At 66.2% G+C, this 12,018-nt stretch carries 13 protein-coding genes; 7 read left to right on the top strand and 6 right to left on the bottom strand.

The window, feature by feature from the left end:
* Positions 1-106 precede the first annotated feature (106 nt).
* A complete protein-coding gene (locus tag Q2T94_RS09750; protein WP_264268712.1) occupies positions 107-772 on the top strand; it encodes a GntR family transcriptional regulator in 666 nt (221 codons plus the stop codon).
* A gap of 170 nt (positions 773-942) precedes the next feature.
* On the opposite strand, the gene Q2T94_RS09745 is transcribed toward Q2T94_RS09750, so the two are convergent.
* Entirely contained in the window at positions 943-1,731 is a 789-nt protein-coding gene (locus tag Q2T94_RS09745) for an IclR family transcriptional regulator (RefSeq protein WP_436836825.1), read from the bottom strand.
* 151 nt (positions 1,732-1,882) lie between these two features.
* Here Q2T94_RS09745 and Q2T94_RS09740 point away from each other — a divergent pair, with 151 nt between their 5' ends.
* Genes Q2T94_RS09740 through Q2T94_RS09730 form a run of 3 tightly spaced genes read left to right on the top strand, consistent with a single transcriptional unit; the run spans position 1,883 to position 4,409 of the window.
* Positions 1,883-2,587: a CoA transferase subunit A gene (locus Q2T94_RS09740; RefSeq protein ID WP_302263943.1), complete on the top strand. Its 705-nt coding sequence runs from the start codon at positions 1,883-1,885 to the stop codon at positions 2,585-2,587.
* A gap of 5 nt (positions 2,588-2,592) precedes the next feature.
* Positions 2,593-3,243: a CoA transferase subunit B gene (locus Q2T94_RS09735; protein WP_302263942.1), complete on the top strand. Its 651-nt coding sequence runs from the start codon at positions 2,593-2,595 to the stop codon at positions 3,241-3,243.
* Complete coding sequence (locus Q2T94_RS09730) at positions 3,240-4,409, top strand: acetyl-CoA C-acyltransferase (RefSeq protein WP_302263941.1); 1,170 nt, start codon at positions 3,240-3,242, stop codon at positions 4,407-4,409. The genes Q2T94_RS09735 and Q2T94_RS09730 overlap by 4 nt, the downstream gene beginning before the upstream one ends.
* Before the next feature lie 94 nt (positions 4,410-4,503).
* On the opposite strand, the gene Q2T94_RS09725 is transcribed toward Q2T94_RS09730, so the two are convergent.
* The 5 genes from Q2T94_RS09725 to Q2T94_RS09705 form a co-directional block, all read right to left on the bottom strand.
* Positions 4,504-4,785 (bottom strand): HigA family addiction module antitoxin, encoded by a 282-nt coding sequence (locus Q2T94_RS09725; RefSeq protein WP_302263939.1) that lies wholly within the window; start codon positions 4,783-4,785, stop codon positions 4,504-4,506.
* The gene (locus Q2T94_RS09720) at positions 4,782-5,075 is read right to left on the bottom strand and encodes a type II toxin-antitoxin system RelE/ParE family toxin (RefSeq protein ID WP_302263937.1); all 294 of its coding nucleotides are present in this window, start codon (positions 5,073-5,075) and stop codon (positions 4,782-4,784) included. Before Q2T94_RS09720 ends, Q2T94_RS09725 begins: the two co-directional genes overlap by 4 nt.
* Before the next feature lie 248 nt (positions 5,076-5,323).
* Positions 5,324-6,532, bottom strand: coding sequence for an amidohydrolase (locus tag Q2T94_RS09715; RefSeq protein ID WP_302263935.1), 1,209 nt, complete (start codon positions 6,530-6,532; stop codon positions 5,324-5,326).
* Between the two features lie 66 nt (positions 6,533-6,598).
* A complete protein-coding gene (locus tag Q2T94_RS09710; RefSeq protein ID WP_302263933.1) occupies positions 6,599-7,321 on the bottom strand; it encodes a hypothetical protein in 723 nt (240 codons plus the stop codon).
* Between the two features lie 36 nt (positions 7,322-7,357).
* Entirely contained in the window at positions 7,358-8,092 is a 735-nt protein-coding gene (locus Q2T94_RS09705) for a DUF5058 family protein (protein WP_302266398.1), read from the bottom strand.
* Positions 8,093-8,390: 298 nt separating this feature from the next.
* On the opposite strand from Q2T94_RS09705, the gene Q2T94_RS09700 reads away from it, so the two are divergent.
* The 3 genes from Q2T94_RS09700 to Q2T94_RS09690 all read left to right on the top strand — a co-directional run bounded on the left by Q2T94_RS09700 (position 8,391) and on the right by Q2T94_RS09690 (position 11,952).
* Entirely contained in the window at positions 8,391-9,815 is a 1,425-nt protein-coding gene (locus Q2T94_RS09700; protein ID WP_302266397.1) for an amidase, read from the top strand.
* A 135-nt stretch (positions 9,816-9,950) separates the two neighbouring features.
* On the top strand, positions 9,951-10,913 hold the full coding sequence (locus Q2T94_RS09695) for an Lrp/AsnC family transcriptional regulator (protein ID WP_264268705.1): 963 nt from the start codon (positions 9,951-9,953) through the stop codon (positions 10,911-10,913).
* A gap of 91 nt (positions 10,914-11,004) precedes the next feature.
* Positions 11,005-11,952: a beta-ketoacyl-ACP synthase III gene (locus tag Q2T94_RS09690; protein WP_302263930.1), complete on the top strand. Its 948-nt coding sequence runs from the start codon at positions 11,005-11,007 to the stop codon at positions 11,950-11,952.
* The last annotated feature ends 66 nt before the right edge of the window (positions 11,953-12,018 follow it).

Genomic DNA, 12,018 nt, shown 5'->3' with positions numbered 1-12,018 from the left:
CGACCCTATGATTGTCTAACAAGTACACTTGTGTATCAAGCTGCATTCGAGAAAATCTGTCACGATTGTTGTCTCGGTTGCCCGCCAGTCAAAGGATCCCGTCTTCATGAGTCAACGCGTCACCGCGCTTTCCATCATTGATGCAATCGTCGAGGACCTGCGCCGGCGAATCTATGAGGGCGATCTTGAACAGGGAACCGCGCTGACCGAATCGGACGTTGCGGGAAGCTACGACGTTGCCCGGCCGACGGCCAAGGCCGCCATCGAGAGGCTGGTTGCCGATTCCCTCTTGGAGCGCGGTGCCCACAAAACGGCACGAGTGAAGACATTGGGTGCCGACTCGGTCAGGGACATTTATTTTGCCAGGGCCTACCTCGAATCCGAGGTGGTGCGTCGGCTGGCAACGACCACGACAGTGCCACCGGCGGCAGTGCGGGCGAATGCTGAAATTACCGCCCGCATTTCGCAGCCGGCAACGACAGTCATCGACCCAGACATGGAATTCCACACCGCCTTGGTCGACGCGATGAACAACCAGCGGACCAGCGCGATGTACCGGTCACTGTTGGGTGAAGTCCAACTCTGCATGACACGCGTGCAGTCGCTGGAACTGCTCGACACCGCTCGGATTGCTGCCGAGCACGCGGCTATTCTGGAACGAATCGAGGCCGGCGACCCAGAAGGGGCGGCCACCGCGTTGGATGGGCACCTTTCCCAGGCGAGGGAACTACTGGCGGCGGAGCTCGAAGGGAACTTGCACCACCGTTCCTGACCTGCGCCCGAGTTTCCTCGGGGACTTCACTGGGGCACTGCGGGAATTCCAACTTTCGGCGGTGCCCTGCGACGGCTGATTGGATTCGCAGACCCCTGGGCTGAATTCATCCCAGGTGCCTTGGACGGCTACGGTTCGGACAGATTCATGCTGAACGCAGGGAGCTGGGCTCAGCGCGCGGGCGATACTTGGTCATTACGCAACCTCTTGGACAACTCGTGTGCGTGGTGCATCAGCAGCCGGCCCATCTCGGGACGCCGCTCGGGGGAAAACCGCGATTCGACGCCGGTCAGGCTCAGCGCCCAGGCGGGCTGGCCCGCGGCATCGAAGACCGCGGCGCCCATCCCCCAGCTTCCCTCCACGATCAGTGCCGGGTTCTCTGCCCAGCCGCGCGCCCGCGTCTCGGCAATGCGCCTGCGCAACGGGTCGGGGGCGTGGTCGCTTCCATGCTCGGCAGCCAGGTCCCGGCCTTCCAGGTAGCGCTCGATCGCCTTTTCGGGCAGGAACGACAGGATCGCCAACCCCGCCGAGGCCACGCCGAGCGGGAAGCGCTTGCCCTCGTAGAGCACGAAGGAGCGGATCGGGAATGCCCCGTCGGCCCGCAGCAGGCACACGGTCTCGTCTCCCCGCCGCACCGAGAGAAATGCGCTTTCACCCGTCGCCTCGGCCAGGGCGGCAACGTGGTCGCGGGCGATCTCGGTGATGTCGTAGCGTTCTGCCGCAACTGTCCCCATCAGGTACATTTCCGGGCCCAGCAGCCACAGCCCCTCCTGGTTGTCGTGGTCGCAAAACCCCTCGGCCGTTAGCGCGGCGAGCAGCCGGTGCACGGTCGGGCGGGCCAGCCCGGTGCTTCGTGCGACCTCTGCCGTGGAGATGCCCCTGGGCATCGCGGTGCTGACGGCACGCAGCACCGCCGCCATGCGGCCCACCACCTGGGCGCCGGGGAACGAGGAATTCATGTCCATATTATGGTCGAGATTCAGCCAACTAACCACCCATCGAGCAATCCAGGTCACATAGGCCCGATCCATTGACCGGGATATCACCGGATCGGTACGGTCAAAGCAGGACATCGGAGCATTCCACATCGTGGACGACACAAGGAGAACCATGGCAACGAAAGTCATCGGCGACGCCGCTGCGGCGTTGGCCGCAACCGTGCGCGATGGAATGACCATTGCGGTTGGCGGTTTCGGCCTCAGCGGAATCCCCAACCGACTCATCACCGCCCTGCGCGACTCTGGCGCCACCGGGCTCACCATCGTCTCGAACAACATGGGCGTGGACGGCAAGGGTCTGGGCGTGCTGTTGGAAAACAAGCAGGTCTCCAAGGTCCTGGCCTCCTATGTGGGCGAGAACAAACTCTTCGCCCAGCAGTTCCTCAATAAAGAGCTCGAGGTCGAGTTCGTCCCGCAGGGCACGCTGGCCGAGCGGCTGCGCGCCGGGGGTGCGGGCATCCCCGCCTTCTACACCCCCACCGGCGTGGGCACCCCGGTCGCCGAGGGCAAGGAAACCATGGAATTCGACGGCCGCGCCGCGATCCTGGAACGCGGCATCATCGCGGACATTTCCCTGGTCCGCGCCTTCGAGGCCGACCCGGAAGGCAACCTGCGCTACCGGATGACGGCGCGGAACTTCAACCCGCTGGTCGCGGCGGCCGGGCGGGTGACCTTCGCCGAGGCGGAGCTCATCCACGAGGACTACCTGAACCCGTCCCTCGTGGACACCCCGGGCATCTTCGTGCAGCACGTCGTCGCCACCGACGGCATCAAGGACATCGAACAGCGGACCGTGCGCGTCCGCCAGGAGGCATAGCCAACATGTGGACACGCGATGAAATGGCGGCAATTGCCGCAAGCGAACTGACCGACGGCCAGTACGTGAACCTGGGCATCGGCATCCCGACCCTGGTGGCCAACAACCTGCCCGAGGGCGTGAACGTCACCCTGCAGTCCGAGAACGGCCTGCTGGGCATGGGCCCCTTCCCCTACGAGGGGGAAGAGGACGCCGACTTGATCAACGCCGGCAAGCAGACCGTCACCCTGCTGCCCGGCGGCAGCTACTTCGACTCGGCCACCTCCTTCGGCATGATCCGCGGCGGGCATGTGGCCACCGCGATCCTCGGCGCCCTGCAGGTCGCCGCCAACGGCGACCTGGCCAACTGGACCATCCCCGGCAAGCTCGTCAAGGGCATGGGCGGGGCCATGGATCTGGTGGCCGGCACCCCGCGCGTCATCGTGATCACCGACCACGTGGCCAAGGACGGCACCCCGAAGATCGTCGAAACCTGCGACCTGCCGCTGACCGGCGTCGGCGTGGTGGACAGGATCATCACCGACCGTGCCGTGTTCGACGTGCTCGATGCCGCCTTGGTGCTGCGCGCCATGGCCCCCGGAATCACCGTCGAGTCCCTGCGCGAAACCACCGGCGCACCATTCACCATTGACCTTGAGGAAGAAGCAGCAGCATGAGCGCACTGATCGCCGGGTACGCCCGCACCCCTTTTGCCCGATTCAACGGGGCCTTCGGCACCGTGTCGGCCACTGACTTGGGAGCCCACGCCGCCGCTGCGGCGCTCGAACGTGCAGGGATCCCCGCCGACCAAGTCCAGCGCGTCTTCGCCGGCCAAGTGCTGCAGGCCGGTGCCGGGCAGAACCCGGCACGCCAGTCCGCCGTCGGCGCGGGCATCGGCCTCAACATCCCTGCCCTGACGCTGAATGCAGTGTGCCTCTCGGGCACCGAGGCCGTCGTGGCGGGAACCCGCATGATCGACGCCGGGGAGGCAGACGTGGTGGTGGCCATCGGCCAGGAATCCATGTCGCTGGCACCCCACGTCCAGCGCGCCCGGGCCGGAACCAAGTACGGTGCCATCGAAATGATCGACACCCTCGAATTCGACGGACTCACCGACGCGTTTGAAAAGCGTTCCATGGGCTCATCCACCGAGGACGGCAACACTTCCATGGGCATCAAGCGTGCGGAGCAGGACGAGTTCTCCGCCCGCTCGCACCAGCTGGCCGCCGCGGCAGCCGACTTCCACGCCGGGGAGATCGCACCCTTCACCATCTCCTCCCGGCGCGGGGACACCGTCGTCTCCGCCGATGACGGCATCCGCGCCGACACCACCGTCGATTCCCTGGGCAAGCTGCGCCCCGCCTTCAGCAAGGAGGGAACCATCACCGCGGGCAACGCCTCGCAGATCACCGACGGCGCCGCCGCGGTGGTCTTGGTCAGCAAGGCCGCCGCCGAACGCCTTGGCATCAAGCCAATGGCCGAGATCGTCTCCCACGCCCTGGTGGCAGGGCCCGACGTCACGCTGCACGAACAGCCGGCCAATGCCATCCTGGCCGCACTGGAAGGCACCGGCATTGCGCCGGCGGATCTTAAGGCGGTCGAGATCAACGAGGCCTTTGCCGCCGTGGGCGTGCGCTCCACCGCGAAGCTCGGCATCGACCCGGAGATCGTCAACGCCAAGGGCGGGGCCATCGCCCTGGGCCACCCGATCGGTGCCTCGGGCGCCCGGATCGTCGGCACCCTTGCCCGCCAGCTCGCCGAGCTCGGCGCCGGATCCGTGGGCGCCACCGGCATCTGCGGCGGCGGCGGACAGGGAAGCGCCGTGATTCTAAGGGCGCTGTAGCGCCAACAAGCTCGGGCCTCACATTGGCCGAACGCGAACACGGGCACTCCCACACTTCATCGAAGCGTGGGAGTGCCCGTGTTTAGCCCACTGTTCAGGCGGCGTCGAGTGGTTTCACGTCGTGTGTCTTGCCGTTCAGCTCCCGGGCAAGGTCATAGTTCACCTGCATGGCAAGCCATCCTCGGGCGGTACCGGTCCCGGCAAGCTCCAGCCTGACGGCCAGGTTCGGGCTGATGCCGGCACGTCCGTTGACAACGCGGCTCAGGGTCACGCGGGAGACCCCCAACCTCAGCGCGGCTTCAGCGACGGTCAAGCCGAGTTCGGCGAGCACGTCTTCGCGAATGATCTCACCCGGGTGCGGTGGGTTCTTCATCATGGTGCTGTTCCTTCAGTGGTAGTCCTGTAGTCAACGAGCTCGACGTCTTGTCCAGCGAATCGGAACGTCACAGGCCAATTGCCGTTGACCCAGATCGAGAAGTGTCCGGCAAGGTCGCCCTTGAGCTCATGCGTGCGGAACGAGGGAATGGCGAGGTCAGGCGGTGTTTGCGCAATATCGAGCACGCCCAAGATGCGGAGGAGCTTGGCCCCAGGCGCGGGCTGCACGTCCTTCTTGGAATTGTCGCGATAGAGCGCTTCCAACCCCTTGTGCCGGAAACTGACGATCACGAAATTACCGTATCGTGTATCGGCTCACGATACGACTGTTGTCGCTGGCGTAATCCCACCCGCAGGACGTTGACCAGCTCCACCTCCAAGCCCGCCGGATGCGCCGGCACACCTCGCGACAGCGCCTTCATCCGACGGACTGTGGACGGCCACTACCCCGCACCGGAGGACGGGAAGATGAGGCGGTGCCGGGCCGGAACATGCAAGTGCGGAAGGAGACATCGTCGCCTTCCGCACCCGTTTGGTTTCTAGGCCAGGTAGCCCGAAATGGCCGCCACCGCCGCCCGGACCCCGGCCGAAAGGGTCGGTTCCATCTCGGGCAGGAAATACGGCGAGTGGTTCACCGGCGGATGCTCCTGGTTCGCGGGGAATCCCCCGAAGAACCAGTAGACGGTGGGCACGTCGATGGAATCGCCGAGCCACCCCACGTCCTCGCTGCCCATAACCGGCGGGGCCAGGACCACCTGCTCCTGGCCCAGCTCGGCGCGCAGCGACGCGATGACCGACTGCGTCTGGTCCGGATCGTTGTAGCAGCGCGGGAAGTCGTAGACGTGCTCGATGTCGGGTGCGGGCGCATTGGAGGCCTGGGCCTCCGCGTTGACGATCCGGGTGATCGCCTCCAGCACCGTGGCGCGGACCTCGGGAGTCAGCGTCCTGACATTGAGCGTGAATTCGGCGCGGTCGGGAATGATGTTTTCCTTCAGGCCGGCGTGGAACGTCCCCGCCGTCACCACCGCCGGCGTTGTCGGTGCCAGCTCCCGGGAAACGATCCCCTGCAGCCTGGCAATGATGTGGGCGCCGAGCAGGATCGGGTCGATGGAGTCCTGCGGCTGTGAGCCGTGGGACTGCTTCCCGTGCAGGGTCACCTTCAGGGCGTCGGCCAGGGCCATCGCGGTGCCGGAGGAAATGTGCACGGATCCGGCCGCGTAGGGAAAGACATGCTGTCCGAGCACGACGTCGGGCCGCGGCGCCCGCTCCCAGAGTCCGTCCTGGACCATGGCCCGGGCCCCGGCGCCGGTTTCCTCCCCGGGCTGGAACACCAGCACCAGCGTCCCGTGCCACGCCGGCTTGTTTTCCGCGAGGAATCGCGCCGCGGCCAGCAGCACCGCGACATGGGTGTCGTGGCCGCAGCCGTGCATGACCGGGACCTCGGTGCCGTCGGGCAAATGCGAGGTCGCCGTCGAGGCGTAGTCGGCCCCGGTGTCCTCCTTGATCGGCAGCCCGTCGGTGTCGGCGCGGAAGGCCACGGTCTTGCCCGGACCGTTGCGCAGGATTCCCACCACGCCCGTGCCGCCGCAGCGGAAGTTCTCGATGCCGAGTTCGGCCAGTCGCGCCTGGATGTAGGCGGCGGTTTCGTGCTCCTGCATGGAGAGTTCGGGATGCCGGTGCAGGTGCAGGTACTGCTCGTGCATCCAGTCGGTGGCGATGCCCTCGAGGTCCAGGGTGGGTGCGGTCATGATGTGGGTGCTTCCTTTCGTTCGGTGTCCGGCGCCGCGTGTGGCGGAGGCCGGCGGAGGGTTGGATCAGTCGACTTCGACGGCGGTGTGGACTTCTTTTCGGTCCCGCAGCACCCAGGAGAGGATGATCGAGCAGACGACCACCAGCGCGGTGGCGAAGAGGGCCATCTTTGGTGCGGCGGGGACGATGACGAATTGGACCAGCAGGGCAAGGGCCACCGCGATCACTGTCGGCCGCAGGCGCTTCATGCTCACGATCGCCTGCACGAGCACGGCCCCCATGAGCGCGGGCAGGATGTAGAGGCGGGCGACCTCGATCATGCTGGCGGGGACCAGCGAGACCAGCCACGTGCCCAGCAGCCCGACGAAGACCAACAGGCTGGTCAGGTGGACGGTGGCCGCCCCGCCGATGGCCATCACGGCCGCCAGGTCGCCGCGCCGGGTTCCGGGCTTGGCGTTGATGCTGGACTGGGCAACGATGGCGGCGGGGAGCAGTTTGTTGGAGATGTTCCCGATCATGAACGCCTGGTACATCGCGGCCGAGCCGAGGATCGGGAAGTAGGTCAGCGGCTCGACGAACCAAAAGACCCCGAAGGTGGCCGCGACCGCGGCGAACGCGATCCAGACCATGGGTCCGGTGATCTCCAGGCCCGAGAAGAAGACCAGGTAGACGGGTCCGAGCAGCGAGAAGACGAGACCGGCAAGCATGGTCAGGGATCCGTAGCGCGTGGTCTCGGATTCAAAACGGGCCATGGAGGCATCGGAATGGGTGGCGACGGGGGTGGTCATGGTTTTTCTGCTTTCTTGTTTGCAGGGAACGCGGGGCTAGGCCGTGTGCATCAGGTAGGCGGCGGCGATGGCGACCATGATGGCGAAGCCCAGCGCCCATTCCTTGAGCCACCGCGCCTTGAGCAGCTTGGCCAGGAAGAGGCACAGGCACATGGTTGCAGCGGAAATCATCAAGGTGACCGCGTGGATGTTGGACTTGGGCAGCTCCGCGATGGCCAGCATCGAAAAGGCGCCGAGCAATGCGGCGGCCGGGATCAGTGCCATGACCGCCGGATTGGCCTTCGCCAGTTTCTTGCCGCCGCGCTTGAGCACGGGGGTCAGCACCAGGGTGGAGAGCATCCACATGCCGCCCGAGAGGGACATGGCCATGAACGCGACGGCGAAGACCTGCTGCGTGTATTCGGGCCCGCCGAGCACGGTGCCCATGGAAATCGCCGCCAGGGACGCCGAGGCCGTTTCGGTCGAGGCGGAGCCGATCAGCCCGATGCGGACCAGCACCGCCGGGGTCCCGAACAGCGCCAGGAGGGCGATGGCCACCAGCACCACTGCCAGCGAAGGCCCGATGGAGGCGACGGCCCCGGCCCGGAAGGATTCCTTCAGTTCGCGCGTCGGCATGCCGATGTGCGGCGCCGCGCGGCGGGCGGCCTTGATATAGAGATAGGTCTGCACGAAGATCACGGCGAAGACGCCCAGTGCGCAGATCCAGAGGATCGGGGTGTTCGCCACGGCCCAGATATCCGTGGATGTCGGGTTTGCAGCGAGGGGGTGGATTTGCGGCACGGCAACTTCTCCTTTGGTCTCATCGACGCCGCCGCCGTCAGCCACATTCCCGGCTAAACTATGAGCCACGTCTCTTTCGTTCCAGATTGCGCCGCCCCCGGGATTCTGGCAACCAATGAGGGATTTCGTCATGGATTTGTCGTTTTCATGCATTCTGGACCAATTTCCCGACCAGACTATTCACACGGTCCGCGGCGCGCACAGACTGTGGACATCAGGAATCTCGGCCCAGCGCCGATCGACCAACCAATCAAGCAAGGACGTGGAAAACGTGAACGCGATTCAAGACATGGGCGCCCGGGAGATGACCGAAGCGATCAAGCGCTGCGACCTGTCGGCCCGGGAAGCCCTCGAGAGCCACATCGAGCAGATCGAGCGGGTCAATGGCCCGATCAATGCAGTCGTCACCACCGATTTCGACCGCGCCCGCGAACTCGCAGCGAAGGCCGATGAGGCCACTGCGCAGGGCAAGTCCACCGGGCTGCTCCATGGACTGCCGATGACGCACAAGGACACGTTCAACACCGCGGGCCTGCTCACGACCCAGGGCTCGCTCGCCCTGAAGGACAACGTTCCCCAGACCGACGACCTGCAGATCGCGCGGCTGGCCGCGGCCGGGGCCATTCGGACGGGCAAGACCAACGTTCCCGAGTTCGGGGCCGGTTCCCACACCTTCAACGAGGTCTTCGGCACCACCACGAACCCCTACGACACCGCGCTCAGTGCCGGCGGCTCCTCCGGGGGCGTTGCCGCCGTCATTGCCGCCCGCATCCAGCCCCTGGGCGAGGGCTCGGATATGGGCGGTTCGCTGCGCATCCCCGCATCCTTTTGCAACGTGGTTGGCTTCCGCCCGTCCTACGGCGTGATCCCCATGCCCGCGCCAACGGATGCGTGGTCATGGCTGGCACGCAGCGGACCGATGGCGCGGACCGTGGACGACATCGCCTTGTTCATGGAGGCCACCGCCGGCGACAGCGACAGGGTCTTGACACCCAACACGCTCTCCGGCCGCGACTTCGCGCAGCTGGAACCAAACGCGCTGCGCGGAATCCGGATCGGCTACAGCAGGGACTTTGGGATCGGTGTCCCGGTCGAACCGGAGGTCCTGGAGGTGCTGGACGCGCAGATCGCCGTCTTCGAACAGGCCGGGGCGCATGTCGAGGAGGCCTCCATCGACCTGCGCGAAGCCGACCTGGTCTTCGGCAATACCCGAGCGTACGATTTCGCCGCCATGTTGGGCGACCTGGTGCGTTCCCGGCGCGAGATCATCAAGCCGGAAGTCATCTGGAATGTCGAGAAGGGGTGGGCGCTGGACGCCGAGGACCTGATCGCCACCACCGCGGCACGAACCCGGCTGGAAATCGCCGTGCAGAAATTCTTCGCCACGTTCGACCTCTTCCTGAGCCCCGCCGCACAGGTCCTGCCCTTCGACGCCAGCTGGCGCTACCCGCAGGAGATCGCCGGAGTCCCGGCCACCACCTACCTCGACTGGATGCGCTCGGCATGCCTGATCTCCGGCACTTCGCTGCCGGCACTGTCCATACCGGCCGGATTCACCGCCGACGGGTTGCCCGTGGGCCTGCAAATGACGGCCAACCACTACAAGGACGTGGAACTACTGTGCTACGCCCGAGACTTTGAGCAGCGAACGAGCTTCGCCGAGCGCGCGCCGCAGTGGGTTGCAACAGGACTGAAGGGACAGGAAATCCGGTAATGGCGCGTGCCGGGCGCTGGTTCCTGCACGGGAGTCCACAGCGGGACGGGCATTGGATACGCTGTTGCCACGGCCATTGCCTGCCAGTCATTGGCCGACCCGTGGTCGGCGAGCTTCCACTACAAAGGGGACCCCATGGCCCAAGGCGATCTCAGCGCACTGCAACAACGCATCATCGGCGCCCTCCAGGTGGACGGCCGCGCCACCTGGCGCAAGATCGCCCAGGTGCTCGACGAGCACGAGCGCACCGTGGCGAGGCAGGGCTCGGAGCTTCTCGCCTCCAAGGCCATCACCGTCGCTGCCCTGCGCATGCGCGAATCGTCGGTCATCATGCGCCTGGCGTGCACGCCGGGAACGGCCAGACTTGCCTGCGAATCGCTGGCCCAGCGCGCCGACACCACCTTCAGCTACATGGTGACGGGGGTCGGCGACGTGGTGGCCGAGGTCATCTGCGAGGCGCATGCCTTGAACGAGCTGCTCACCTTGCAGGTGCCCTCGACCCCGGGGCTGATCTCCTGCTCGACCTATCCGGTGCTGAAGTACTTCCGCACCATCCGCGGCTGGCGCATCGGGGTGCTGACCGCCGCGGAGGAGCTCGCGCTGCACACCGAGCTGACCCAGGACGACACGCGGCAGCAGGGCGTGCGCGAGGCAGCGGCCCGGCTCACCGAAAACGACGAGCTGATCATCCAGGCCCTGCAGCGCGACGGCCGCGCCAGCGTGGAGGCCGTCGCACGCCAGGTCAGGTTGTCGGAGTCCACGGTGTCCCGGCGCATCGACTGGCTGATCCGCAACTCCCACCTGGCGATCCGCACGCTAGTCGAGCCCGAGGCGCTGGGGCTGAACACCGAGGCGCTGCTGTGGATCCACACCGCCCCGCACCAGGTCGAGGCCCTCGGCGCGGCCCTGGCCAGGCGTCCGGAGGTCCGCTACGCGGCCGCGGTGGCCGGGGACTGCCAGCTGGTTGCCGACATCACGGTCGCAAACCCTGCTCAGCTTTACGACTTCCTGTCGGATCCTTCGTGGAGCAAGTCGATGACCCACCTGCAGAGCACCATGGTGTTGCAGGCGCGCAAGCGCGGCGGGCAGTTGCTCTGACGGCCTGCCCCTCGTCATGCAAATAACCGGCACACCACCCCAGGCAGTACCCTTGCAGGCGAGATCATTCCCGCAAGCAGGAGCCGACCCCTTGACCGCCAGCAGAGTTGTTTCCTTCGGCCACTACCAGCCCGGGCGCATCGTGCCGAACGCGGAACTGGAAAAGCTGGTGGACACCAGCGACGAGTGGATCACCCGCCGCACCGGCATCAAGGAACGCCGCTGGGCAGGGGAATCCGACACCGTGGACTCCATGGCCGCCGAGGCCGGTCGCATGGCCCTTGCCAATGCCGAGGACCTCGACGCCACACAAATTGACCTGGTCATCGTGGCCACCTGCACCGAGCGGGACCGCTCCCCGAACATGGCCGCCCGCGTGGCCAACGCGCTGGGCATGGACCAGGGACCTGCAACCATCGACGTGAACACGGTCTGCTCCGGCTTTTGCCACGCACTCGCACTGGCCCAGCACGCCATCGCCGCCGGCAGCGTCACCAACGCGCTGGTCATCGGCTCGGAGAAGTTCACCGACGCGACCGACTTCACCGACCGCACCACCTGCGTGCTCACCGCCGACGGTGCCGGAGCCATGGTGGTCACGGCCTCCGCGGAATCGGGGATCTCCCCAGTGCTGTGGGGCTCGGTGCCCTCGGTGTCCGATGCGATACGCATCGAGGAATCCAACAACGGCAAGTTCGTCCAGAACGGCCAGAGTGTCTACCGCTGGGCCGTGACCCAACTGCCGGCGATCGCCGCAAAGGTCATCGAACGCGCCGGGCTGGACCCCGAAGAAATCGGGGCGATCGTGCTGCACCAGGCCAACCTGCGCATCATCGAGCCGCTGGCCGCGAAGATCGGTGCCCCCAACGCAATCGTCGCCACCGACGTGGTGTATTCGGGAAATACCTCGGCTGCCTCGGTGCCTTTGGCACTGTCCAAAATGATGGCGGATCAGCCGTTGCCCTCGGGCACCCCGATCCTGCTCTTCGCCTTCGGTGGCGGGCTGTCCTACGCCGGCCAGGTCATTACCGCGCCGTAGCCGCGGATCTGTGGCGGTGGCGGGCGGTTTCGCGTTGTGCGTATCGCCGCCCAGCTCCCGGGCGAG

Source organism: Paeniglutamicibacter sulfureus (assembly GCF_030512175.1).
Taxonomy (GTDB): domain Bacteria; phylum Actinomycetota; class Actinomycetes; order Actinomycetales; family Micrococcaceae; genus Paeniglutamicibacter; species Paeniglutamicibacter sulfureus.
This window is presented reverse-complemented; position numbering and strand designations above follow the sequence as displayed.